The organism is Desulfuromonas thiophila (assembly GCF_900101955.1).
GTDB lineage: Bacteria > Desulfobacterota > Desulfuromonadia > Desulfuromonadales > Desulfuromonadaceae > Pseudodesulfuromonas > Pseudodesulfuromonas thiophila.
In genome coordinates this window covers 24,015-46,259 of sequence record NZ_FNAQ01000010.1, presented here as the reverse complement: position 1 = coordinate 46,259, position 22,245 = coordinate 24,015, and the positions used below count along the sequence as shown (strand labels likewise).

Below are 22,245 nucleotides of genomic sequence, written 5' to 3'. Positions count from 1 at the left end.
CTGCCTTGCGCCAATAAAGGCCAACAAAAAAGCCGTCCTGCAGGACGGCTTTTTTGTTGATGACAAACACAGGGAGAACGGACCGGATCAGGCGCCACCAGTCAGGTGCACCGCCTTGAGATAGCGGGCATCAATCGCCTCGGCCACGGCGCGCAAGGCCTCTTCCGACGCCGGGGTATCCACCGACAGCACCACCATGGCCTCGCCGGCCTTTTCCTGCCGGCCGAGATTCATGTTGCCGATGTTGACCTGGGCCTCGCCCAGAATGGTGCCGATCTTGCCGATCAGGCCCGGCCGGTCTTCGTAGTGAATCACCAGCATGTGCTCCTCGGGGCTGAAATCGGTATTGAAATTACGCATTTTTACGATACGGGGACGACCTTCGAACATGGTGCCGGCGATGGTGCGCCGACCGGCCGAGGACTCCAGCGTCAGAGTCACCAGATTGGAGAACAGCTCCGATTCGGTGGTACGCACCTCCTCGACCACGATGCCACGCTCCCGCGCCACCATATGGGCATTGACCATGTTGACATCCTGCTCGGTCTGGCGGTTGAGCAGGGCGGCCAGACCACAGACGGTCAGGGGCGCGCAATCAAAACGGGCCAGCTTGCCGGTATAACTGAAGATGACCTTGTCGGGATTGGCCGGTGCCAGCTGAGAGATGAACTCGCCCAGCGTGCTGACCAGCGTCATGAACGGCTTCATGTGCTCCATCAGGTCGGGATCGAAACGCGGAATATTGACCGCGTTCTCCAGCGGCTTGCCATCAAGATAGTTGATGATCTCGCGACTGACATCGACCGCAACATTCTTCTGCGCCTCGAAGGTGTTGGCGCCCAGATGGGGCGTGACCACCATGCGCGGATGACCGATGAGGGCCTTGAGGGTCTCGCTGGCCGGCGGTTCGCTGCTCCAGACATCGAAAGCGGCACCGGCGGCCTTGCCACTTTCCAGTGCCGCGAGCATGGCGGCCTCGTCGATAATGCCACCACGGGCACAATTGACCACCAACACGCCATCCTTCATGCGGGCGAAATGCTCCGCCCCGATCATGCCGCGGGTTTCGTCGTTCAGCGGTGTATGGACCGTCAGCACATCGGCGTAACGAACGATATCTTCCAGGGAAACCAGCTTGACCCCAAGATCGTCACCGCGTTTTTCCGAGATATACGGATCATAGGCGATCACATTCATCTCGAAAGCCTTGGCGCGCAACGCCACCCGCCCACCGACCTTGCCCAGGCCGATGATGCCAAGGGTGCGGTGTTTAAGCTCAAAGCCGGTAAAGGGGGCCCGCTTCCAGGCGCCGCTCTTGAGGCTGGCATTGGCAACGGGGATATTGCGGCACAGCGACAGCAACAGCGCCAGGGTATGTTCAGCGGCGGAATTGGTGTTGCCCAGCGGCGCGTTGACCACGATGATGCCCTTGCTGCTGGCACAGTCGACATCGACATTATCAATGCCGACACCGGCACGGGCCACCAGCTTCAGCCGGCTGGCCCGCGCCAACAGAGCGGCATCAACGGTGGTGCCACTTCGGGTGATGATGGCATCGTAGCGGCCGATCTCCTCGTGCAGCTGCTCGACACTCAGGCCCAACTTCACATCAAGGTGAATACGCGCATCGCCGCGCAGGGTTTCGAGGCCGGCCTCGGACACTTCGTCGGTAACGATCACGTTCATGCAGACTCCTTCCCCGGCTCGCAGAGTCGGTCACACAGAAAAAGGCGCCCGCTTGAAAACGGGCGCGGTGAAAAAGCGCGCTATTCTACGATCAGGCCGGCCGGCTTGTCAATTTCCTGCCAGCTGGCCGGCTTCACTTGACCACTTCGAGGTGCGGCTTACGCCCCTTGCCTGGCCCAATGCTGGTCACCTCGGGCGACACCTCACCGGCCGGAGCATCTTGCGGCTCGTCCGCCAGCGCCGGCAGAGTGCCATTATCAAGCATGGCGGCAATGGAGTCGGCAATCACCAGGCATTGCTTCATGCAAACCCGGCGGGCCGGACACTGGCGACAATCGGCCTCGCCGGCAGCGGCACGCAGGGCGTGAACCACCAGGGCAATACTTTCACGTTGGGCCAGGGGGATGAAAAACATGGAACCTCCGCAGACAGCGATGACTGGCAACGAGGTCAGCAGCCCCCAACCTGCGGCAGGGTACGTTCGGCAACCTCGGCAAACCGTTTCAATTTAAGCATCATATCGGCAAATTCGGCCGGGCGCAACGACTGGGGACCATCGCTGGCAGCGGTCTCCGGTGTCGGATGCACCTCAACGATCAGGCCATCGCAGCCGGCCGCCACCCCGGCATAACACATGGATGGTACCAGCTGGGCGTGGCCGGTGGCATGAGACGGATCGATCACCACCGGCAGATGGGTCTGCTCCTTAAGTACCGGAACGGCTGAAATATCCAGGGTATTGCGGGTAGCCGTCTCGAAGGTGCGGATGCCGCGTTCACACAGCACCACCCGGCGGTTACCCTCGGACAGAATATACTCGGCACTCATCAGGTATTCCTGAATGGTGGTCGCCATGCCGCGTTTAAGCAGCACCGGCTTGTCGAGCTGACCCAACATCTTCAGCAGGGCAAAGTTCTGCACATTGCGGGCACCCACCTGCAGGATATCGGCATAGCGGGCCACCAGTTCAACATCGCGGGGGTTAACCACCTCGGTCACAATAGGCAGACCGGTTTCCTGCCGCGCCAGATCAAGCAGCTTCAGGCCCTCTTCCTCCATGCCCTGAAAGGAATAGGGACTGGTGCGCGGCTTGAAGGCGCCGCCGCGCAGCACCCTGGCACCGGCACGCTTGACCGCCTGGGCGGTAAAGACAATCTGCTCCTCGCTCTCCACCGAGCAAGGCCCCGCCATAACGATCAGTTCGGCCCCGCCAATAACCACACCAGGCGCCAACTCCACCTGGCTCGGCTCCGGGCAAACCTCGCGGCTGGCCAGCTTGTAGGGCTTGAGAATCGGCACCACTTTTTCGACCCCGGCCATGGATTCGAGACTCTGCAACACCATCTTGCCCCGCTCGTCGCCGACGGCACCAATGACATCACGACTTTCGCCATGAATGATATGGGGCTCATAGCCCAGCGAGCGAATCCGCTGGCTGACGGCATCCACCTGTTCCGCGCTGACCTTCTGCTTCATGACGATGATCATGTCCTGCTCTCCTTTGTGTGCGCCTGTCGGCGGTTGAATGGGACCACGCTCGCCTGCTCCGGTCTTCCCGTGGGATCGCGCCTGCTCTTGAGAGGCACAAACACAAAGACCACGGGAAGCCGTGCTGCCCGTGGTCTTTTGAAGTTTTTATCTGGTCTGGCGCGCATCGCGCTATCTCAGCAAACTCCTCCCCGGGCCCACGGCTTGCTAAAGCCGAACCAGAAAAAGGAATAAAAGCTGAAAAAAACGCTGTGATGCATCGAACAACCTCGTCTGCAAACCTGCCGACGCAAACAGCGCGCCAGCACAACGATCGACACGTTAGAACAGGCGTCCGCCACTGACAAGAAAAAAATCCGGAAAAAGTTGGCGGACCGGGCCACAGGCAGCACATTTCATCCTTGACAGGCCAACAGGCTCAGGCTATAACTGCCCCCGCATCGCCCAGATAGCTCAGTCGGTAGAGCAGAGGACTGAAAATCCTCGTGTCGGCAGTTCGATTCTGTCTCTGGGCACCAGAAAATTCAAGGGGGGTTAGCCACAAGCTGACCCCCTTTTTATTTTCATCTTTTTCGTTTTGTCCCTGTTCGCTGCGGTCCCAATCCACTTCCAGGGCCCAGCGGGGTCTCCTGTCACCATACGTCCTACGGCGTCAGAGAAATTTTATCCGCTTCATGCGCTCTCCCTGTAACAGCTGCCCCTGGTGGCCAGCCACGAAAGGAGAAGGCCGTGTCCCCCAAAGTTGATTTCAATTACCGCCTGAGTTGGAACCTGTTTCTGATCGTCAGCGGCTCGCTGCTCCAGGCACTGGGCTACAAGGGCATCGCCGCCATGCACGGCTTCGTGCCCAGCGGCCTGTTTGGTCTGGCGGCCCTGATCGAGTACAATGGCGGCCTGTTGGATGCCGGCGTCTGGTATCTGCTGCTGAACATTCCGATGTTCGTGCTGGGCTATCTCTATATCGGTCGCCGTTTTCTTGGCTACAGTTTCGTCGCCATGCTGGTGGTGGCACTGGCCTATTCGCTGCTGCCGCTGGAACTGCCCATCACCGATCAGCTTTACGCCGCCGTCAGCTTCGGAGTGCTCTCGGGTAGCGGTGCTGGCATTGTCCTGCGCTCGCTCGGTTCCAACGGCGGCCTCGACGTGGTGGCGGTGATCCTCAACCAGCGCTTCAACATCGGGGTCGGCAAAACCTACTTTCTGTTTAACCTACTGCTGTTTTCCTGCAGTTTCGCCAGCCTCGACACCGACCTGGTGATCGCCTCGCTGATCGCCGCCTTTGTCGCCTCGGTCTGCATTGAGTACAGCCTGTCGCTGTTCAGCCAGCGCAAGCTGTGCCTGATCATTTCCCCGCGTAGTGACGCCATTGCAGCCCAGATCATGGCTAAACTCAGAATCGGCGCCACCTTTCTCGAAGGCACCGGCGCCTATAAAAAGGAGCCACGTCGCGTTCTGATGGTGGTCACCAACAACATCCAGCTGAAACGGCTGGAGGAAATCACCTTCACCACCGATCCCCACAGCCTGTTTATTGTCGAAAACACCTTCACCGTAATCGGTTCTACCTTCTCGCGCCGCAAGATCTACTGAGCGGTTTGCGGCCCTCCGGCGGCACAGCGCTCGCCCAGGCTAGTCGCAATCCTCCCACCACAGACAGCCGGTTTGACCACAATCGGCACGCTGTCCTGTGGCAAAACAGGCTCTGTTGCCTTCGGCCTGCTGAATGGCCCGCACCAGATCAGCCTTCTTCAGCCGTCCGGTCTTGATGCCATGCGTCTGGGCAATGGCGCGAATCTGGTCCATCTTCATCGTCTGCCTCCTCATCAAGTCACTGTCTATGCTTCGGCCTGACACTGCGTCAGATGACGCCCTTTCTCGCCCTGTTATAACAGAGCCGCTGCAGGCTTCAAGCCATGCCAGCCGTGGTGAACCGGCAGCCGACAATCGCTGCAAAAAGCGCTGGACGCTGCTGCCTTTTGTTACTATAATCAAACGTTGTTGTATATTGTATACAGCAATTCACCTGCGGGCCCAGGCCCGTCCGGCTTAACAAAAGCCGGCGCTGTCGGTCCGGTTCTTTCATCCGTTCATGATTTCAACGGTTTCAGGAGGGCGTAACCCATGGACCAGAAAACGACCGGTGGCTTCAGCGGCATGCTGCGCGCCACCCTCGACTTTATCCGGCAGATGCTGCTGGCTCCCGCGGCCCAGCTGCGCGACATGGAAAAAAGTGGTGGCTTCACCGAGCCGGTGTTGCTGATTGTTCGCCTCGGCCTGCTGGCCGGCGTGGTCAGAATCTTCGTAACCTTTTATCACATGGCCAACGGCGCCAGTGTCGGCCTGCTGCGCGCCCTGTCGGCTATTCTGTTCGTGCCGGTGAGTCTTCTGGCCATCAGTTACATTGCCGCCTTCCTGCTGTGGCTGGCCATGCGCCTGCTCGGGCGGAACAGTGAGCTGGAGACCGCCTTCCGCGTGGTGGCCCACCTATGTGCTCTGGCGCCCCTGGCAGTGCTGGCCCTGGCGATTCCCTATCTGGGCAACCTGCTGCTGTTTGCTGCCCTGGCCTACCTGCTGGTTATCGCTGCGATTGAAGTCTACCAGCTCGGCAGCAATACCGCCTGGGCCGTTTTTGGGGTCGGCTGTGCCCTGCTGGCCCTCTTTGCCGTCGCGGCGGAATACCGCGCTCGCCAGCCCCAGTCCTGCTGTCCGGTGGCAGTGGAACTGGTGCAGGAGGCGGCTCCACGCAGTTAGCGTCCGCCTGGCACCATCCGACTTTTTAACGGCCCTGTCCGGCACTTTTGCTGCCGGTCAGGGCTTTTTCACGACCAGGGAGGTTTCCCCATGTTGACGGTTCCGCTTACCGACGGCCGCTATGATTCCCCACCAGGCCGTCCCTCTTGGCTGGCGCAACAGCTGCCCAGCCTGTGCTTTTACAGCCGTGCCCTGCTGATTGTCGCCCAGGCCGCGCGGATGGCCCGCCAGCAGATCTATACCGATGGCGACTGGGCCCACAGCAGTTTTGCCATCCTGCGGGCGTTGGAATCCTGCGGTTGCCGGTTCCAGTTACAGGGCCTGCAACATGTACAAAGCAGTCAACAGCCCTGCGTGTTCATCGCCAACCACATGAGCACCCTGGAAACCTTCGTGTTGCCCTGTCTCATCGCTCCTTACCGGCGGGTCACCTTTGTTGTCAAGCAGAGCCTGATTGACTATCCGGTATTCGGGCATGTCATGCGCTCACGCAACCCCATTGTGGTTCAGCGTGACAACCCGCGCGAGGATCTTAAAACCGTCCTGGAACAGGGCAGCGAACGCCTGGCGGCCGGCATTTCGGTGGTGGTCTTTCCCCAAACCACCCGCACCACCGGCTTTGATGCCGCACAATTCAACAGCATCGGCATCAAGCTGGCCCAGAAGGCCGGGGTCCCCGTGATTCCCGTCGCCCTGCGAACCGACGCTTGGGGTAACGGCCACTGGATCAAGGATTTCGGCCCGATCCAGCCACACCGGCCCATTCACTTCCATTTTGGCGCGCCCCTGACAGTCGCCAGCCCAGCCCAGGCCCGCCAGACACAGGCCGATTGTGTCGCCTTTATCAGCGAACAGCTGCAGCTCTGGCAGCCGCAAGGTTAGGACTGGATCACCGCGAACGACAAAGGGCGCATCTTTTGAAGGATGCGCCCTTTGTCGTTACGCTGCAAGAAAGCTGAAGAGATCAGGAGCGGCAACCACCGCACGACGAACCGCAACCGCCGCCCTTGCTGGAGGTGATGGTGAAGCCATCCTGCACATAATGGATCACCTGATCATCGGTAAAACGGATCACCTGTGGATCAAGCAACACCTCGATCTCATTGATGGTTTTCTGTGTATCCCCGTCTGTTGACTCATCCAGAGTCAAGCCCAGTGAGGGCCCGCCTCAGCCAAAACCGGCCATGGTCACACGCAGGGATTTGCCCGGGTTTTGCTGCAGAATCTCCTGCAGAACCCGTTTGGCGTCGTCAGTAATGGTCAGCATTTTCGATCCTTTCTGAAGGTTCAGCTCCTGGCCGCTCGATAAAATCATCAGTTTGGCCAATAATATTTCCGCCATACCCTAGAAAAAGCCGATAATACTGTCAACTGCAAAGATAACCTGCTCTGTCTTATTTCAATTTTCCAGCGACGGTGGCTATTGCCGGATACGCACCTCGCCATCGGCACCGCGCACCAGCCGCACCCGGTCGCCCACGACAAAGGTCTCGTCAGCCACCTGCACCACCGCAATCAGCTCACCGCTATCGAGTTCAATGGTCAGTTCCAGTGCCTCGCGCCGGCCTGCACCTTCCTCCACCACCGATCCCAACAGTAAGCCGCCAACGGCACCAGCTACCGTGGCCAGAGCCTGGCCATGACCACCACCGACACTGTGCCCGGCAACACCGCCCAGCACACCCCCGGTAACAGCTCCCAGACCGGTCTGCCCGCCTTCGATTACCGCCGGCGCCACGGCCAGCACGGTTCCATAATAAACCGACAGCTGTCGTTGGGCCTGCTGCCGCGAATAAACCTGGGCCGAGGGAGCACGCCCACAGGCCGCCAGCATCACCACCAGGGCCATCAGAATACCGAAACGGCCAATCCCTTTCATGCGCTGCTTGTGCATCATCAAACCTCCCTGGTTGAAAAAACCATCAGACCTCAAGGACCGCGCCGACGCTGGCGAAGAAAAAACGCTGTCCCAGCCGCTCACGCACCTGAGCCGCCCGTGTCTGGCCGGTACAATGCGAAACCCCGATTTTTTCGATGGCAAACACTTCCAATTCCTCCAGTGTGCGCCGAAACTGCTCCGGCCCGGCTGGTCCCAGGTGGGTGCCGCCAAGAACGGCATGAATCGTTTCGCCAGGCAACTGGCGGCGGATGTGCCGCAAGGTATTGATCATGCCGGCATGAGCGCAACCCAGCACAACGATCAGGCCACGTTCGCTACGCACCACCAGCGCCATGTCGTCATCAAAAGGATCCGGCACAAAATCGCCCGTTGCTGTCCGCACCACCAGATTCGGATCACCACTTTCAAAGTCGGTCGTACGCTCGACCCGACCAGTGACAAAAACCTGTGGGGCAATCTCACAAAACTCCGGTGTAAAGCGAAACCGGGCACCCAGGGTTTCCAGCAGTTCGCGCCGTTGCGGAATACCGATAAAGCGCAGGCTATGGGCCGTGCGCGAATAGCGCTCGGCAAAAATCGCCGGATGAGCAAACAGATCCAGCGGACCCGTATGTCGCAAAACCTGGTCGAAGCCGCCGGCATGGTCGTAATGACCGTGGCTGAGCACCGCCGCCGTCAGCCCCCCGAGATCCTTGTCCAGCACCTGGGCGTTGCGCTCAATGCCCAGCCCCTGACCGCTATCGAGCAAAATACGCGCCTGGGGCGTTTCCACCAGACAGGCAAAACCATGCTCGCCTATGGCGGGAATCGCCCGCCCCACCGTGTTTTCGCACAGGATCGTTACCGTAACTGCCATTGCCACCTCCCTGAAATCATCACACCCCAATCCATACAAACCCGGCTACCGGCACCAGCTTTTGATTACAGGCCTTGAAGTATAGCACAGCCCCGACAGACACGGCCGACCAGAACCGAACGGGAACAGGTTTTTTATTTGACAGGGGTTTGCCCCTTTCACTAGAATCTAGCCTCTGTTTTGCGCGGGCCTATAGCTCAGTTGGTCAGAGCCGCCGGCTCATAACCGGTTTGTCCCAGGTTCGAGTCCTGGTGGGCCCACCATTTTTTCCGCTTGTTTGCAGCAACAGGAATTCCATGCCCAGACCCCTTGCAGGCAACAGCAATCCACCGGCTTTACGGGAGTGCAACGGCGCCACAGTTGCACTCTCTTTTTTTGACAGGTGGTGGTGATGAAGGACAACCGGCCACGGCTGCAGGATCTGTGCGGACTGCTCCATCGCCTCTACCCCCCCGCCCTGGCTGAAAGCTGGGACAATGTCGGCCTTCAGGTCGGCGATCCAATGCAAAAAATCGACCGAATCCTGATCGCCCTCGATGCCGATGTCAACAGTCTGCACCAAGCCCGCCAGCGGCAGTGCCAACTGCTGCTGACCCATCATCCCCTGATCTTCAAGCCCCTCAGCCGCATCTCGTCACAAGACAGCAGCGGTTCCCTGATTTTCTCCGCCATCCGCGACCAGATCGCCATCGTTTGCGCCCATACCAATCTCGACCGCGCCGCTGACGGCCTCAATGACTGGCTGGCCGCCCATCTGCGGCTGGAGCAGGTTGAGGTGCTACAGCCTTTATCCCCCGGCTATCTGCTTAAACTGGTGGTTTATGTTCCGGCTGACCACCACCAGACCGTTGCCGAGGCGCTGTTCGCCGCTGGTGCTGGCCAGCTCGGTCGCTATGACCATTGCGCCTTTGCCAGCACCGGTCAGGGCAGCTTCCGGCCGCTGGCCGGCAGTGACCCGTTCGTGGGACAGGTTGGTGTCACGACCGAGGTCGAGGAGGTGCGCCTTGAAACCCTGGTGCCACGCCCCCAGCTGCGGCGCGTTCTTGCCCAGTTGCTCAAGGCCCATCCTTACGAAGAGGTTGCCTACGATCTGCTGCCGCTGGACAACCCGGTCCCGCACCTGGGACTCGGGCGCATCGGCCGCCTGACACAGGCTGTCACGCTGATCGAATTGGCCGAACGTTGTAAGACTGAGCTGGGCTGCCACCAGCTGCGGCTGGTGGGCGAAGCAACGCGGCCGGTACGCAAGATTGCCGTCTGCGGCGGCAGTGGCGCCAGCCTGATCGGCGAAGCCAGCCGCCAGGGCGCCGACGTGCTGGTAACCGGCGACATCAAATATCACGATGCCTGTCTGGCGCGCGATCTGGGGCTGGCGTTACTCGATGCCGGCCACTTTGCCACCGAACAGATCATCTGCGCGGGCCTGCAGCAGGCCCTGACCCGGGCTCTGACTGCCTCCCCCTGGTCCGTCGCCATCGAAACCGCGCAACAACAGCAGGATCCCTTTACGTTTATTTGACACACAGATACCCAACCCCCCAGGGAGGCCCGACGGTGAAGGACATGGTACAGCTGCTCATTGATGTACAGGAACTCGATCAGCGGATTTTCTCCGCCCGCCACAAAAAAACCACTCTGCTCAAGGAGCGCGATCAGCTGCTGCAGCAGACCGATGCCCTGCAGGAACTGCTGGGCCAGCTGGATGACCGGATCGCCGAAGCCCAAACCCAACGCGACAGCTGTCAGGAAGCCCTGCAGCAGCAACTGGGCCAGGTGGAACAGTGCGAAGGCCGCCTGCCGGAGATCAAGACCCAGAAGGAATATCTGGCGGTGCTCAAGGAGGTCGACGCGGCCAAAAAACAGGTCAAGGATCTGGAGGATGCCCTGCTGGCCAAAGAACAGGTGCTCAGTGAGCTGCAGGCCGATGCCGAGGAAAAGCGACAGCAGCACGATAGTCTCGGCAGCGACAGCAGTCAGCGCTGCAACGAAATCGCCACCCTGGTGGAAGAGCTGGATGCCGCCCTGCATCAGCAGGACAGCCAGCGTGGCGAACTCATTGAGAAGATTGCCGTACCCCTGCGCAAGCGTTACGAGCTGATTCTCAGCCGGCTCAATGGCCAGGCACTGGTCGAAGCGCGCGAAGGCACCTGTCAGGGCTGTCATATGCGCCTGCCACCACAATTCTTCAACGCCATGTTGAAAAATCGCGACATCACCAGCTGCCCGCACTGCAACCGGCTGCTTTACATTGCCCCTGAGACCCACTAGATTACTGGACTAAGGTCGAAGAAGCACAGGCGATCGCCGGTTTCGCCTGCGAAACGGGAGGAAAGTCCGGGCTCCGCAGGACAGGATGGTTCCTAACGGGAACCGGGGGTGACCCCAGGGACAGTGCCACAGAGAGCAGACCGCCGTGCATGGCACGGTAAGGGTGAAAGGGTGAGGTAAGAGCTCACCAGCGGTTCTGGTGACAGAGCCGGCTCGGTAAACCCCATCCGGAGCAAGGCCGCATAGGGAAGCGCTTGAGGGTGGTCCGCCCGAAGCTTCCGGGTTGGCTGCTTGAGGCCGTCGGCAACGGCGGTCCTAGAGGAATGATCGCCCATCGTCGAGCCGGTAACGGCTGACGGGGACAGAACCCGGCTTATGGGCTTCTTCGACCTTTTTTTGTGAAGGGACACATGGCTGTCGACCTGCAGCAGCGCCAACAACACTGGCAACAACTGATCGACCAGCTGCGTGGCGAATGGGCGCGCCTGCCGGAGACGGAACGCGACTGGCTGCGCTGCCAGAGCCAGGCAATCGCCGTACTGCAACACCAGCTGTACGCCCTGTTCCTGGCGGCGGATGGCCCAGCGCGCTGCCAAGCCTGTGCCGGCAGCTGCTGCGACAGCGGTCACAACCACCTGACCCTGATCAATGCGGTGGCCGCCCTGCAGGCGGCAGCCCTGCCAGAGGCCGACTTTCAGCGACCCTGCCCCTTTATCGGTCCGGCAGGTTGCCTGCTGGCGGTGGACTGGCGACCGTTCAACTGCATCATTTTCCTGTGCGAACCCATCGAGCAGGCATTGCCGCCGCGGCAGCTACGTCATTTCTACCAGCTCGAAGGCGCGTTGCGTGACCTCTACCTGCAGGTTGAACAACGCTACCAGGGTGGCAGCCGCCAAGGACTGCTCATCGGTGGCGGCCAACACGGCAGAGCCCTGCTGCAGCGACGCTGACAGCCTCACTCCTGCCGTCTTTCTCTTTGTTACGGCGAAAGGATCCTGCATGGATATCCAGTTTTCCCGCACCAACGGCCCGATTGATACCCTCATCGACGAGCTGATGGCTCAAAGCAAGGTGCACCATCCCTACATCATCCGTGAAATGATTCTCAGCGCCCTCAAGGCCGGCCAGGACAGTGATTACCTGGCCGATCTCAAGCTGATGCGCACCACCCTCAAGGAGATGCGCTACACCACCAAAATCTTCAGCCCCTACCGCGAGCGCCGCAAGGTGACCATCTTCGGCTCGGCCCGTACCCTGCCGGAAGAACCTATCTACCAGAAGTGCGCGGCCTTCGCCCGCTTGCTGGCCGACAACAACTACATGGTCATCACCGGCGGCGGCGGCGGCATCATGGAAGCCGGCAATGCCGGTGCCGGCGCCGAGAATTCCTTTGCCGTAAACATCAAGTTGCCCTTCGAACAGGACACCAATCCGGTCATGGAGAACAGTGACCGCACCCTGACCTACAAATACTTCTTCAACCGCAAGGTCGCCTTTCTCAAGGAAGCCCAGGCGGTGGCATTGTTTCCTGGCGGTTTCGGCACTCTTGATGAGGCCATGGAAACCCTGACCCTGGTACAGACCGGCAAGAATCAACCCATTCCGCTGGTACTGATCGAGGACGACAACAGCAATTACTGGGAGGATCTGTTCCAGTTCATGCGCAAGGTGCTGCTGCCGCGCAATCTGATTTCCGGCGAGGACTTCGGCCTGTTCACCATCACCAAGAACGTGCAGGAAGCCTTTGATGTCATCGACTCCTTCTACCGGGTCTACCATTCCAGCCGCTACATCGGCCAGACGCTGGTTATCCGCCTGAACAAGGAACTGACTACCGGCCAGATCGCCACGCTGGAACAAGAGTTTTCCGACCTGCTGCGCGACGGCGGAAGAGTACGGGCCAGCCGCGCCTTCGAAAAGGAAAAGGACGAGCCGGACCTGTGGCAGCTGCCCCGTCTGGCGGTGGATTTCAACCGCCGCAGCTACGGCTATCTGATCGCCTTTATCCGTCGCATCAATTCCTTCTAGCACGGGGCTTGCGTGGGCTACGCCAATCTGCACAGCTGTATCTGCGACCTCGAACGCAGCGGTCAGTTGCGCCGCATCACCATCGAGGTCGATCCCCATCTGGAGCTGGCCGCCATCGCCCGGCGGGCCTATGCCCGTCAGGCTCCGGCGCTGCTGTTTGAGCGGGTGCGCGGCTGCCGTTTTCCGGTGCTGGCGAATCTCTATGGCAGCCTGGAGCGCACCCGCTATATCTTCCGCGACAGCCTGCCGCGCCTGCAGGCCCTGATCGGTGCCAAAAGCGACCCTGCCAGCCTGCTGCGGCCACCAACCCGCCTGCTGGCGGCATTGCACGGCGCCAGTCATCTGCTGCCACGTCGGCGGCGCAGCGCAGCCGTGCTAACGCACCGCTGCCAGCTGCATGACCTGCCACAGCTGGTGAGCTGGCCAGCCGACGGCGGCCCCTTCATCACCCTGCCCCAGGTTTACAGCGAACATCCGGCCCAACCTGGCTGGCGTCACAGCAATCTGGGCATGTACCGTATCCAGCTGGCCGGCAACGCCTATGCGGCCGATCAGGAAGTCGGCCTGCACTACCAGATTCACCGCGGAATCGGCGTCCATCACCAGGCAGCCGCCAGCCGTGGCCAGGATCTGCCGGTCAATGTCTTCGTCGGCGGACCGCCGGCCCTGGCCGTGGCCGCGGTCATGCCGCTACCTGAAGGTCTGCCGGAACTGGCTTTTGCCGGCGCCCTGGCCGGCCAGCGCCTGGCGCTGGCCCAGCCCCCCGGTTGGCCGTTGCCGGTACCGGCGGAAGCCGATTTTGTTCTGTGCGGCCGGGTCGCGCCACGGCAGACCAAGCCCGAAGGCCCTTTTGGCGATCATCTGGGTTATTACAGCCTGATCCATGATTTCCCCGTGCTGCAGGTCGAACGTGTCTACCACCGCCCCGGCGCCATCTGGCCCTTCACCAGCGTTGGCCGTCCCCCACAGGAGGACACCAGCTTCGGCGCCTTCATCCACGAACTGACCGGCACGCTGATTCCCCAGGTGCTTCCCGGCGTGCGCGCTGTCCATGCCGTCGATGCCGCCGGTGTCCATCCGCTGCTGCTGGCCATCGGCAGTGAACGCTATACCCCCTACAGCCCCTGCGATCGGCCACAGGAACTGCTGACCCAGGCTTGTGCCATTCTCGGCCAGGGTCAGCTATCGCTGGCCAAGTACCTGCTCATCGCCAATGAACAGGACGCCGCACAGCTGGATATTCATAATTGCGCGGCATTTTTACAGCACATGCTGCAGCGCTGTGACTGGCGCCGTGATCTGCATTTCCACACCCATGCCACCATCGACACCCTGGATTACAGTGGTACAGGGCTCAATCAGGGATCGAAGGTCGTCATCGCCGCCTGCGGACCACCCAGGCGCCCGTTGCCGGAACAGTTGCCCGAGAGACTCGACCTGCCGTCCGGCTTCAGCGCGCCACAGATCGCCCTACCTGGCGTACTGGTGCTGCAGGGGCCGCCCTGTTTCGCCCCCGGCAGCCAGCCGACCGCCGACCTGCAACGTTTCTGCAGCCATTACGCTACAGACCATCCAATCAACAGCTTTCCCCTGTTGATTCTCTGTGATGACAGCGCCTTTGCTGCTACTACCCTGGAGAACCTGCTGTGGGTCAGCTTTACCCGTTCCGATCCGGCCCGTGATCTCTACGGCATCGGCGCTTTCCAGCAGGACAAACACTGGGGCTGCAACGGCGCACTGGTTCTCGATGCACGGCGCAAACCCCAGCATGCGCCGCCACTGGAGGACGATGCCGGTGTCATTCGCCGCCTCGAATCCTGGGCCGTCCACGGAGGACCACTGCATGGCATCATCTGAATTGCACGCCAAAAACCTGCGGACTCCCGCCGCAGATCACCTGACCAGCGCCATCGGCAACACACCGCTGGTGGAAATCCGCAAACTCAATCCCAACCCGGCGGTACGGATTCTGGCCAAGCTCGAAGGCAGCAATCCCGGCGGCTCGGTCAAGGACCGGCCGGCTTGGTACATGGTCAAGCAGGCGTTGGCCCAGGGTTGTCTGACGCCCGGTAAAATCCTGCTGGAGCCGACCTCCGGCAATACCGGCATCGCCCTGGCCATGCTGGGCGCGGCTCTAGGCATTCCGGTGACCCTGGTCATGCCACCCTGTGTCAGCATGGAACGGCGCGCCGTCCTGGAAGCCTACGGCGCCAAGGTGGTGCTGTCGGCCCCCGGCCAGGCCACCGATGGCGCTATCCGCTTGGCCCATGAAATGGTACGCCAGGAACCGGAGCGCTATTTCATGCCCAACCAGTACAGCAATCCCAACAATCCGCTGGCGCACTACGAAACCACCGGACCGGAAATCTGGCATCAATGCGCTGGCCGCATTGATGCCTTCATTGCCGGTCTGGGCACCTCCGGCACCCTGATGGGAACGGGGCGGGCACTGAAGGAATACAGCCCGAATCTGGCACTGGTGGCCGTCGAACCCACCCTCGGGCACCGGGTGCAGGGGCTCAAAAACATGAGTGAAGCCATTGTTCCGGCCATCTACCAGCCCGATCAGCTTGATGACAAACTGACCGTTGGCGATGAGGAGGCCTTTGCCTGTACCCGCGAACTGGCCCTGCAGGAAGGGCTGTTTGTCGGCATGTCGAGCGGCGCCGCTGTCGCCGGAGCCCTGCGTCTGGCGACCCGGATGCAGCGCGGCACCATTGTCACGCTGCTGCCGGATCGCGGTGACCGCTATCTCAGCACCGCGCTGTTCCGTTCGACCTGCGCCTGCTGCCCGCCCTAGCCGGGCATGATCTTTACTGGCTGTCCGCTCTCTTTACCTGTCTGGGAGGAAAACAATGCCTGCCTGCTGTCTGCTCGGATCTGGTCATGCGGTTCCCGAGCGTGTTCTGACCAATGCCGACCTGGAAACCCTGGTAGACACCAGCGATGCCTGGATTGTTGAACGTTCCGGCATTCACCAGCGCCACATCGCCGAACCGGGCAGCGCTCTGTCTGATCTGGCAGCACAAGCGGCCCACCAGGCGTTGGCCGCCGCGCAGCTGACAGCCAGCGAAATCGATCTGATTCTGGTGGCAACGGTCACCGGTGACTTCAAATTTCCCGCCATGGCCTGCCTGCTGCAGGAAAAACTCGGCGCGCACCAGGCGGCGGCCTTCGATCTGTCGGCCGCCTGTTCCGGCTTTCTCTATGGCCTGCATCTGGCCGACAGTCTGATCCGCTGCGGCGGCCATCGTCATATCCTGCTGGTGGCCGCAGAAATGCTCTCCAGCATGGTGAACTGGCAGGATCGCAACACCTGCGTGCTGTTTGGCGATGGTGCCGGCGCCCTGGTCCTCGGCCCGGCCAGAACCAGCGCCGGTCTGCTTAGCAGCGTAATTCACAGTGACGGGCGCCAGCACGGCCTGCTGTACAACCCGGCCGGCAGTCAGCATCCCCTCACCGCTGCGGATCTGGCCAGCGGCTTCGCCACCATTCACATGGAAGGACGCGAGGTCTTCCGTCACGCGGTCGTCAGCATGGCCGACGCCCTGCAGGAGGCCCTGGACAAGGCCGGTATCGCTCAAGATGATCTTGACCTGCTGATTCCTCATCAGGCTAACCGCCGCATCATTGAAGCCATTGGCAAGCGTTTCGGCCTGCCGGCGGAACGGGTCTATATCAATGTTGACCGCTACGGCAACACCTCGGCGGCATCCATCCCCATTGCCCTTGACGAGGCCTGGCGTAGCGGCCGGATTCAAGCCGGCCAGCACATCGGCCTGACGACCTTCGGCGCCGGACTGACCTGGGCCGCCGCCATCCTGCGCTTCTGAATCGCCTTTTCTGATCATTGGCGGGCTTAACGAACTGCGCCATTGAGCTTCTTAGCCGCTCAGACCCGCTGCTGCAGCAACAGCCATTGCAGCCCAACCAGGGTGGTGGCATTGCGAATCCGGCCGCTGGCCAACAGTTCCTCCAACTGCGTCAGCGGCACCAGCCGCACCCGGATATCCTCGCCCTCATGAGCCGCACCGGCCAGACGACCATTCAGGCCCCGGCTGTCCACCTCACCGTAGTACAAGTAAATCTGCTCATTGCTGCCCCCGGGGGTCAGATAAAAGCGGTTTATGAATGTCAAGTGGTGCGGCTGACAGCCGGCCTCTTCCAAACACTCACGCAGCGCCACTGCTGCCGGCTGCTCGCCGATCTCTATCATACCCGCCACCAATTCCAGCAACCAGGCACCCGCCTCGTCCGCCAGGGCACCAACGCGGAACTGTTCCACCAGCACCAGCATCCGAGCCACGGGATCAACCAGCACCAGCGCCACGGCCTGGCCACGATCAAGCAATTCACGCCGCATCCAGGCCGACCAATGGCCATCATAGCAACGATGGCGCAGCTGCAATTGTTCAATCTGCATGAAACCACGATAGAGCAGCTGACGCTGGCCGATTTCAACCTCCTGCCCGGCCAGTGGCCCATGGTGATTTTCTTGCGTATTCATCGGCTTCTCCTTGATCGAAAGCGTTTCTGCCCAAGCCTTTTTACCCTGCGGGAGACAGGCTAACCCGATTGCTGCCGCCCAATGCGCGCCCTCATGACGCGCGCGGATTGCCACCGCAGCGGCCATCCCTCTGCCGGCTACACACAAAAAAAGGCGCCCCACACAGGAGGGCGCCTTTTTAAGCGTAGCGGGCAGAACGATTACTTGCTGGCCAGCTCCATCACCTGAGCGGTGAACGGATTGGCAAACAGAATGATCATGGCCACAACGAAGACATAAATGGCCAGAGACTCGATCATGGCCAGACCGATCATCATGGTCGTGAGGATTTTACCGCTGGCACTCGGATTGCGAGCAACGCCTTCAACTGCCGATTTGATAGCCAGACCCTGACCAAGGCCGGTACCGAAGGAACCGATAGCCATACCGAAACCTGCAGCGATCATACACCATGCGAAAAACGTCATCTTCATTCTCCTTCTGCAAACATTGGGGTGGGTGGTTTTTCTTCCTATACTGAATAGGACCTCGCGCCGGCATCCGGCGCGTTAAAAGCCTCAGCAATGAAGCGAAATCAGTGAGCCTCTTCCAGCGCGCCGGCAATATAGATCATGGCCAGCAGGGTAAAGACGAAGGCCTGGATGAAGGCCACCAGAATGCCCATCATCATCATCGGAATAGGCAGGAACAGCGGCACCAGGGCAAAAAAGATCATCAACACAATCTCATGGCCATACATGTTACCGAAAAGACGCAGCGACAATGACAGCGGCCGAGCCAGATGGCCAATGATCTCGATGATGAAGATCAGCGGTGCCAGCGCCAGAATCGGCCCCATGAAGTGCTTGACATAGGAAATGCCGTGCTCCTTGACACCAATGATATGGGTCATGGCAAAAACGGTCAGCGCCAGGGCGGCGTTGGTGTTCAGATTGGCGGTCGGCGGGTAGAAACCCGGAACCAGGGCGATCAGGTTCGAAACCAGAATGAACAGGGCAAAGGTAGCGATCAGCGGGAAATAGGTTCTACCCTTGGGCCCCATGGTCTCAACAATCAGGTTTTCAATACCGCTGACGACAGATTCCATCAGGTTCTGCCAGCCCGCGGGCACCATCTTGACGGCACGCGACACAATAAAACCCAGCACGATCAGCAGCAGCATGACGAACCAGGTGTAAGTAACATGTTCACCGATGTGGGTGTGCAACTGTTGCTCGAGCCATTGGAAAATCAGAAACGGGTGAGTCATGGGGGATCGCGCCTCCTTATGCCTTAAAATACACGCTCAACAGTGGCCCAAAACAGATTGATGACCACGATGGACAATCCAACAACCAGACCGGCTGGGTGTACCCGCACCAGCGCGATCAGTATCACCAGCAGCACCGCGAGAACCGCCAGGCGCAGCAAGTAGCCCCGCTGAAAACGCCGCGCGGCACCGCTGCCTTCCTGCAGGGCACGAACCAGCGAACGGTACAGCCATTGATAACCGCCCACTGCCACCAGCCCACCACTGGCAACGCCGAGGGTCAGATCCCAGCGCTGCAACGGCAGCGACGCCAGCACCAAAACCACCAGCAGCAGCCAATTACGGCGTGCCAGCCGTGCAAGCAGCAGGGTTTCATCGGTCTTCACGCCTGCCGGTCCTGGCCTTCTTCGCGTTTTTGGCGCTTCAGTTCACGCTCGGTCAGAATGAAGATGTTACGAAAACCCGAAGCGATACCGAAGCCGAGAAAAATCAGCAGCAGCCAAGGCGCGGTACCAAGCCACTGGTCAAGATAGTAGCCCATGGCCATGCCAATGAGAATGGATGCCACCATGCAGATGCCGACACTCGACAAAAAGCCGAGGGATTTATACAGCTCGCGCCGGTTTTCGGCCATCGCCCGCTTCCATTTCTTCATTTCGCTAACTGCCTGACATTTCAAACGCGGTTTTGTACCACAGGGGGCTAAAAACTGTCAATGGCTTTCGCCGGTCAATGGCCGCATTCGAAGCGGCACCCCCTTTGTGACTGTGGCTGCTGCCGCGCATCCGTGCTACACTCGCCGGCCTGTTTGCCCCTCTCCCCGAGCGCAAGGGAATCCCGCATGCTGCATCCCGGACTGATTATCGACCTGGCCACCGCCCTTGACTGGCGCGATCAGAACAGCCTGTTCATTGATGTGCGCAGCCCGGCTGAATACGCCGACGGCCACATCCCCGGCGCCTGCAACGTGCCGCTACTGAACGACACCGAACGCGCTGCCGTCGGCACCCTCTACAAGCAGCAGGGCAGCAGCGCGGCGCGCCAGTTCGCACTGGAACAGGTGGCACCGCAGCTGCCACGCCTGATCGACCAGATTGTCCGCCTGCAAGGCGACCGGCGACGGCCGCTGGTGCTGTACTGCTGGCGCGGCGGACAGCGCAGCCAGGCCATGACCGCCTTTATGCAACTCGCCGGACTGCCGGCCTTCCAGCTGCAGGGTGGTCACAAGGCATTTCGACGTCATGTGGTTGATTTTTTTGCCAACGGCACCTGGGGTCGGCTCTTGGTTCTGCGTGGCCTCACCGGTGTCGGCAAGACCCGTATTCTGCGCCAGCTTGATCAACAGGGGGTCAGCGTTTTGGACCTGGAGGGCCTGGCCAACCACCGCGGCAGTGCCTTCGGCGCCATTGGCCTGCACCCCCAGCCAAGTCAGAAACAGTTTGAAGCCCTGCTGTGGGAGCGACTGCGCCACATCGGCCCTGACCAGTGGGCCCTGACAGAAGGCGAAAGCCGTCATATCGGCCGGCTGGTGCTGCCGTTACGTCTGTACGACGCCCTGCAGCAGGAGACCACCCTGTGGCTGGAAACCGCTCTGGACAAGCGGGTACAGGTCATCGCCGAGGACTATGCCGTTGGCGACCAGCCGGCGGCGGATTTCATCCCGCCCATTCGCGCCCTGCGCCAACGGCTGGGGCAGGCCCGGGTCGACGCGCTGCTGCAGCTGCAACAGCAGCGCGACTGGCCGGCGCTGATCGCCGCGTTGATGACGGACTATTACGATCCCCTCTACGGCCACACCAAGCCAGAGCGGCGTATTGACCTGTGGATCGATCCCTTTGCCAATCAGCAAAGGGAGCTGCTGGCGGCTATTGACAGGATTCTGAGTCAGCCTGATAATGGCGCGATCTGACAGCTGCGCTGCTCACCGGCGCCGAAACTGAAAGCCGTGTCCCTTGGCTACCGAGTCCCCGCGCTACAACTCCCTGTGTGAACGCTGCCTGCGCAGCTGCCGCCAGCTTTACGGCACGCGGCTACTCGAATGTCCGCGTTTTCTGCCCAAACCCTTCTTTATTCCCGTCAAAAAAAATCCGCGTCAGCTCGATCTGTTCTGAGTCAGCCTCAACATTCTCTCTTTTACCTGACAGGCCATGCCGCTTTTTAGCAACCGGCCTGGCGGGCCTGCTCATCAAGAAACCTCACCACATAGGGCGTGAACTTTTCCGGTTCGACCAGAAACGAATCGTGACCGTAGTCTGAAGCGATGCAGTGATAGTCCACCGGCTTGTTCTGGCGGGCCAGAATCGCTACCACCGCCTCGGTTTCCTCTGGCCGATAGAGCCAGTCAGAACTAAAGGCAAACCACAGCGACGGGCAATTCAACCGCTCCAATGCCTCGTCCGGGCTGGAAAAATTCCAGGCCACATCATACAGATCGAGGGCCTTGGCCAGATAAAGGAAGGCATTGGGATCAAAGCGTTCGACAAAACTGTTGCCGTTGTATTCCAGATAGCGTTCGATCTCGAACTGACCGAAAAAGTCGAACAGACCATCGCGGGCCGAAAAGCGCCGGCCGAATTTCATCTGCATCGATTGTTCGGACAAAAACGAGATGTGCCCTACCGCCCGTGCCAAGGCAAAGCCGCTGGCCGGCGGATGTTCCGGCTTGTAGTTGCCCTTCTTCCACAGCGGATCATTGTAGATCGCCTGACGGGCCAGAGCGTTGAGCGCGATGGCCATGGGCGAGGTCCGACCGGTACCGGCGATCGGGATAATCGCGCCCACCCGCTCGGGAAAATGAATGCCCCATTCCAGCGCCTGCATGGCCCCCATGCTGCCGCCGATCACAGCCAGCAGCCGACCAATGCCCAGATGGTCAATCAGCCGCTGCTGTGCGCGCACCATATCGCGCACCATGACAATCGGGAACGACAGCCGGTACGGCCGGCCCGTCTGCGGATTCAGGCTGGTTGGACCGGTGGAACCCTTGCAGGAACCAATGACATTGGAACAGATCACGAAGAAACGCTCGGTATCCAGCACCTTGCCCGGTCCGATCATATCGTCCCACCAGCCGCCTTTGCGATCCTGCGGGCTGTAACGACCGGCAGCGTGAGCATCGCCGGTCCAGGCATGTGCCACCAGAATGGCATTGCTAGCCACCGCGTTAAGGCGGCCATAGGTCTCATACGCCAGGGTCACGGGCGCCAGCAGCCGGCCGCTCTCCAGACGCAGTTCTTCCTCGAAGGTGACAAACCGGGTGGTAACCTGCTCCATGTCGGTCAATGGCGCCCCCTGCCGGGAAACCCCGGAGAAAAACAAACAAGGCCCTTTTTCCGGCAGAGGGGAAAAGGGCCTTTCAATACCAGGACGTATCCAGCGTATTGCAAGACTCCGTCCCATCTTTCCCCGGTTGCGGGGCTGGATTTAGCACCTGACATCCGCCCGGCGGATCGGTTGCTGTGGTTTCATCGGGCCAATCCCTCCACCACTCTGGATAACGACGATGTCTGGCC

Annotated in this window: 25 protein-coding genes, 2 tRNA genes, 1 other RNA gene and 1 riboswitch; of the genes, 15 read left to right on the top strand and 13 right to left on the bottom strand. The window is 60.5% G+C overall.

What is annotated here, in order from left to right; genetic code table 11:
- Positions 1-87 precede the first annotated feature (87 nt).
- The 3 genes from serA to aroF all read right to left on the bottom strand — a co-directional run bounded on the left by serA (position 88) and on the right by aroF (position 3,174).
- The gene (serA, locus tag BLR80_RS08880) at positions 88-1,686 is read right to left on the bottom strand and encodes a phosphoglycerate dehydrogenase (protein WP_092078856.1); all 1,599 of its coding nucleotides are present in this window, start codon (positions 1,684-1,686) and stop codon (positions 88-90) included.
- A 133-nt stretch (positions 1,687-1,819) separates the two neighbouring features.
- Positions 1,820-2,101 (bottom strand): hypothetical protein, encoded by a 282-nt coding sequence (locus tag BLR80_RS08875; protein WP_216095198.1) that lies wholly within the window; start codon positions 2,099-2,101, stop codon positions 1,820-1,822.
- A gap of 35 nt (positions 2,102-2,136) precedes the next feature.
- Positions 2,137-3,174, bottom strand: a complete 1,038-nt coding sequence (aroF, locus tag BLR80_RS08870; RefSeq protein ID WP_092078853.1) for a 3-deoxy-7-phosphoheptulonate synthase — start codon at positions 3,172-3,174, stop codon at positions 2,137-2,139.
- Positions 3,175-3,616: 442 nt separating this feature from the next.
- Here aroF and BLR80_RS08865 point away from each other — a divergent pair.
- Both BLR80_RS08865 and BLR80_RS08860 read left to right on the top strand, forming a co-directional pair.
- A tRNA-Phe gene (locus BLR80_RS08865) sits at positions 3,617-3,692 on the top strand.
- 211 nt (positions 3,693-3,903) lie between these two features.
- The gene (locus BLR80_RS08860) at positions 3,904-4,764 is read left to right on the top strand and encodes a YitT family protein (RefSeq protein ID WP_092078850.1); all 861 of its coding nucleotides are present in this window, start codon (positions 3,904-3,906) and stop codon (positions 4,762-4,764) included.
- A gap of 39 nt (positions 4,765-4,803) precedes the next feature.
- On the opposite strand, the gene BLR80_RS08855 is transcribed toward BLR80_RS08860, so the two are convergent.
- Positions 4,804-4,983: a Rho termination factor N-terminal domain-containing protein gene (locus tag BLR80_RS08855; protein WP_092078847.1), complete on the bottom strand. Its 180-nt coding sequence runs from the start codon at positions 4,981-4,983 to the stop codon at positions 4,804-4,806.
- A gap of 312 nt (positions 4,984-5,295) precedes the next feature.
- Here BLR80_RS08855 and BLR80_RS08850 point away from each other — a divergent pair, with 312 nt between their 5' ends.
- On the top strand, positions 5,296-5,925 hold the full coding sequence (locus BLR80_RS08850; protein WP_092078844.1) for a YIP1 family protein: 630 nt from the start codon (positions 5,296-5,298) through the stop codon (positions 5,923-5,925).
- A 90-nt stretch (positions 5,926-6,015) separates the two neighbouring features.
- Positions 6,016-6,807: a lysophospholipid acyltransferase family protein gene (locus tag BLR80_RS08845; protein WP_092078841.1), complete on the top strand. Its 792-nt coding sequence runs from the start codon at positions 6,016-6,018 to the stop codon at positions 6,805-6,807.
- 82 nt (positions 6,808-6,889) lie between these two features.
- Here BLR80_RS08845 and BLR80_RS13395 read toward each other — a convergent pair whose 3' ends face one another.
- From BLR80_RS13395 to BLR80_RS08830, 3 genes are all read right to left on the bottom strand, one after another.
- Positions 6,890-7,189 (bottom strand): HesB-like (seleno)protein, encoded by a 300-nt coding sequence (locus BLR80_RS13395; RefSeq protein WP_407654989.1) that lies wholly within the window; start codon positions 7,187-7,189, stop codon positions 6,890-6,892.
- A gap of 156 nt (positions 7,190-7,345) precedes the next feature.
- Positions 7,346-7,822, bottom strand: a complete 477-nt coding sequence (locus BLR80_RS08835; protein WP_245691435.1) for an outer membrane lipoprotein — start codon at positions 7,820-7,822, stop codon at positions 7,346-7,348.
- 25 nt (positions 7,823-7,847) lie between these two features.
- On the bottom strand, positions 7,848-8,681 hold the full coding sequence (locus tag BLR80_RS08830; protein WP_092078835.1) for an MBL fold metallo-hydrolase: 834 nt from the start codon (positions 8,679-8,681) through the stop codon (positions 7,848-7,850).
- A 186-nt stretch (positions 8,682-8,867) separates the two neighbouring features.
- On the opposite strand from BLR80_RS08830, the gene BLR80_RS08825 reads away from it, so the two are divergent.
- The 9 genes from BLR80_RS08825 (at position 8,868) to BLR80_RS08785 (ending at position 16,810) form a co-directional block, all read left to right on the top strand.
- Positions 8,868-8,944: transfer RNA gene (locus BLR80_RS08825), tRNA-Ile, on the top strand.
- A 128-nt stretch (positions 8,945-9,072) separates the two neighbouring features.
- Positions 9,073-10,200: a Nif3-like dinuclear metal center hexameric protein gene (locus tag BLR80_RS08820; protein ID WP_092078832.1), complete on the top strand. Its 1,128-nt coding sequence runs from the start codon at positions 9,073-9,075 to the stop codon at positions 10,198-10,200.
- Between the two features lie 44 nt (positions 10,201-10,244).
- Positions 10,245-10,949 (top strand): zinc ribbon domain-containing protein, encoded by a 705-nt coding sequence (locus BLR80_RS08815; RefSeq protein WP_281241634.1) that lies wholly within the window; start codon positions 10,245-10,247, stop codon positions 10,947-10,949.
- A gap of 16 nt (positions 10,950-10,965) precedes the next feature.
- Positions 10,966-11,341, top strand: an RNA gene (gene rnpB / locus BLR80_RS08810) — RNase P RNA component class A.
- An 18-nt stretch (positions 11,342-11,359) separates the two neighbouring features.
- The gene (locus BLR80_RS08805) at positions 11,360-11,899 is read left to right on the top strand and encodes a hypothetical protein (RefSeq protein ID WP_092078826.1); all 540 of its coding nucleotides are present in this window, start codon (positions 11,360-11,362) and stop codon (positions 11,897-11,899) included.
- Between the two features lie 49 nt (positions 11,900-11,948).
- On the top strand, positions 11,949-12,977 hold the full coding sequence (locus tag BLR80_RS08800) for an LOG family protein (RefSeq protein ID WP_092078823.1): 1,029 nt from the start codon (positions 11,949-11,951) through the stop codon (positions 12,975-12,977).
- A 12-nt stretch (positions 12,978-12,989) separates the two neighbouring features.
- Positions 12,990-14,834: a UbiD family decarboxylase gene (locus tag BLR80_RS08795; RefSeq protein ID WP_092078820.1), complete on the top strand. Its 1,845-nt coding sequence runs from the start codon at positions 12,990-12,992 to the stop codon at positions 14,832-14,834.
- Complete coding sequence (locus BLR80_RS08790; RefSeq protein ID WP_092078817.1) at positions 14,821-15,777, top strand: PLP-dependent cysteine synthase family protein; 957 nt, start codon at positions 14,821-14,823, stop codon at positions 15,775-15,777. The genes BLR80_RS08795 and BLR80_RS08790 overlap by 14 nt, the downstream gene beginning before the upstream one ends.
- 55 nt (positions 15,778-15,832) lie before the next feature.
- Positions 15,833-16,810, top strand: coding sequence for a beta-ketoacyl-ACP synthase III (locus tag BLR80_RS08785; protein ID WP_092078815.1), 978 nt, complete (start codon positions 15,833-15,835; stop codon positions 16,808-16,810).
- A 59-nt stretch (positions 16,811-16,869) separates the two neighbouring features.
- Here the strand turns inward: BLR80_RS08785 and BLR80_RS08780 are convergent, their stop codons facing one another.
- The 5 genes from BLR80_RS08780 to BLR80_RS08760 form a co-directional block, all read right to left on the bottom strand.
- Positions 16,870-17,484, bottom strand: coding sequence for an NUDIX domain-containing protein (locus tag BLR80_RS08780; protein ID WP_171906392.1), 615 nt, complete (start codon positions 17,482-17,484; stop codon positions 16,870-16,872).
- Positions 17,485-17,684: 200 nt separating this feature from the next.
- On the bottom strand, positions 17,685-17,951 hold the full coding sequence (gene atpE / locus BLR80_RS08775; protein ID WP_092078809.1) for an ATP synthase F0 subunit C: 267 nt from the start codon (positions 17,949-17,951) through the stop codon (positions 17,685-17,687).
- A gap of 107 nt (positions 17,952-18,058) precedes the next feature.
- The gene (gene atpB / locus BLR80_RS08770) at positions 18,059-18,733 is read right to left on the bottom strand and encodes a F0F1 ATP synthase subunit A (protein WP_092078805.1); all 675 of its coding nucleotides are present in this window, start codon (positions 18,731-18,733) and stop codon (positions 18,059-18,061) included.
- A 23-nt stretch (positions 18,734-18,756) separates the two neighbouring features.
- Positions 18,757-19,119: an ATP synthase subunit I gene (locus BLR80_RS08765; protein ID WP_092078802.1), complete on the bottom strand. Its 363-nt coding sequence runs from the start codon at positions 19,117-19,119 to the stop codon at positions 18,757-18,759.
- Entirely contained in the window at positions 19,116-19,388 is a 273-nt protein-coding gene (locus tag BLR80_RS08760) for an AtpZ/AtpI family protein (protein ID WP_281241632.1), read from the bottom strand. Before BLR80_RS08760 ends, BLR80_RS08765 begins: the two co-directional genes overlap by 4 nt.
- A 186-nt stretch (positions 19,389-19,574) precedes the next feature.
- Between BLR80_RS08760 and mnmH the strand changes: the two genes are divergently transcribed.
- Both mnmH and BLR80_RS12960 read left to right on the top strand, forming a co-directional pair.
- Positions 19,575-20,642: a tRNA 2-selenouridine(34) synthase MnmH gene (gene mnmH, locus BLR80_RS08755; protein ID WP_092078796.1), complete on the top strand. Its 1,068-nt coding sequence runs from the start codon at positions 19,575-19,577 to the stop codon at positions 20,640-20,642.
- Positions 20,643-20,685: 43 nt separating this feature from the next.
- Positions 20,686-20,844 (top strand): hypothetical protein, encoded by a 159-nt coding sequence (locus tag BLR80_RS12960; RefSeq protein ID WP_171906391.1) that lies wholly within the window; start codon positions 20,686-20,688, stop codon positions 20,842-20,844.
- 46 nt (positions 20,845-20,890) lie between these two features.
- Here the strand turns inward: BLR80_RS12960 and metX are convergent, their stop codons facing one another.
- On the bottom strand, positions 20,891-22,006 hold the full coding sequence (metX, locus tag BLR80_RS08750) for a homoserine O-acetyltransferase MetX (protein ID WP_092078959.1): 1,116 nt from the start codon (positions 22,004-22,006) through the stop codon (positions 20,891-20,893).
- Positions 22,007-22,126: 120 nt separating this feature from the next.
- Positions 22,127-22,233, bottom strand: a riboswitch (SAM riboswitch).
- Positions 22,234-22,245 lie beyond the last annotated feature (12 nt).

What these genes read in the sequence shown, in the direction of transcription:
- serA (WP_092078856.1), bottom strand. Translation starts at nt 1,686, where the DNA reads ATGAACGTGATCGTTACCGACGAAGTGTCCGAGGCCGGCCTCGAAACC.
- BLR80_RS08875 (WP_216095198.1), bottom strand. Translation starts at nt 2,101, where the DNA reads ATGTTTTTCATCCCCCTGGCCCAACGTGAAAGTATTGCCCTGGTGGTT.
- aroF (WP_092078853.1), bottom strand. Translation starts at nt 3,174, where the DNA reads ATGATCATCGTCATGAAGCAGAAGGTCAGCGCGGAACAGGTGGATGCC.
- BLR80_RS08855 (WP_092078847.1), bottom strand. Translation starts at nt 4,983, where the DNA reads ATGAAGATGGACCAGATTCGCGCCATTGCCCAGACGCATGGCATCAAG.
- BLR80_RS08850 (WP_092078844.1), top strand. Translation starts at nt 5,296, where the DNA reads ATGGACCAGAAAACGACCGGTGGCTTCAGCGGCATGCTGCGCGCCACC.
- BLR80_RS08845 (WP_092078841.1), top strand. Translation starts at nt 6,016, where the DNA reads ATGTTGACGGTTCCGCTTACCGACGGCCGCTATGATTCCCCACCAGGC.
- BLR80_RS08835 (WP_245691435.1), bottom strand. Translation starts at nt 7,822, where the DNA reads ATGATGCACAAGCAGCGCATGAAAGGGATTGGCCGTTTCGGTATTCTG.
- BLR80_RS08830 (WP_092078835.1), bottom strand. Translation starts at nt 8,681, where the DNA reads ATGGCAGTTACGGTAACGATCCTGTGCGAAAACACGGTGGGGCGGGCG.
- BLR80_RS08820 (WP_092078832.1), top strand. Translation starts at nt 9,073, where the DNA reads ATGAAGGACAACCGGCCACGGCTGCAGGATCTGTGCGGACTGCTCCAT.
- BLR80_RS08815 (WP_281241634.1), top strand. Translation starts at nt 10,245, where the DNA reads ATGGTACAGCTGCTCATTGATGTACAGGAACTCGATCAGCGGATTTTC.
- BLR80_RS08805 (WP_092078826.1), top strand. Translation starts at nt 11,360, where the DNA reads ATGGCTGTCGACCTGCAGCAGCGCCAACAACACTGGCAACAACTGATC.
- BLR80_RS08800 (WP_092078823.1), top strand. Translation starts at nt 11,949, where the DNA reads ATGGATATCCAGTTTTCCCGCACCAACGGCCCGATTGATACCCTCATC.
- BLR80_RS08790 (WP_092078817.1), top strand. Translation starts at nt 14,821, where the DNA reads ATGGCATCATCTGAATTGCACGCCAAAAACCTGCGGACTCCCGCCGCA.
- BLR80_RS08785 (WP_092078815.1), top strand. Translation starts at nt 15,833, where the DNA reads ATGCCTGCCTGCTGTCTGCTCGGATCTGGTCATGCGGTTCCCGAGCGT.
- BLR80_RS08780 (WP_171906392.1), bottom strand. Translation starts at nt 17,484, where the DNA reads ATGAATACGCAAGAAAATCACCATGGGCCACTGGCCGGGCAGGAGGTT.
- atpE (WP_092078809.1), bottom strand. Translation starts at nt 17,951, where the DNA reads ATGACGTTTTTCGCATGGTGTATGATCGCTGCAGGTTTCGGTATGGCT.
- atpB (WP_092078805.1), bottom strand. Translation starts at nt 18,733, where the DNA reads ATGACTCACCCGTTTCTGATTTTCCAATGGCTCGAGCAACAGTTGCAC.
- BLR80_RS08760 (WP_281241632.1), bottom strand. Translation starts at nt 19,388, where the DNA reads ATGAAGAAATGGAAGCGGGCGATGGCCGAAAACCGGCGCGAGCTGTAT.
- mnmH (WP_092078796.1), top strand. Translation starts at nt 19,575, where the DNA reads ATGCTGCATCCCGGACTGATTATCGACCTGGCCACCGCCCTTGACTGG.
- metX (WP_092078959.1), bottom strand. Translation starts at nt 22,006, where the DNA reads ATGGAGCAGGTTACCACCCGGTTTGTCACCTTCGAGGAAGAACTGCGT.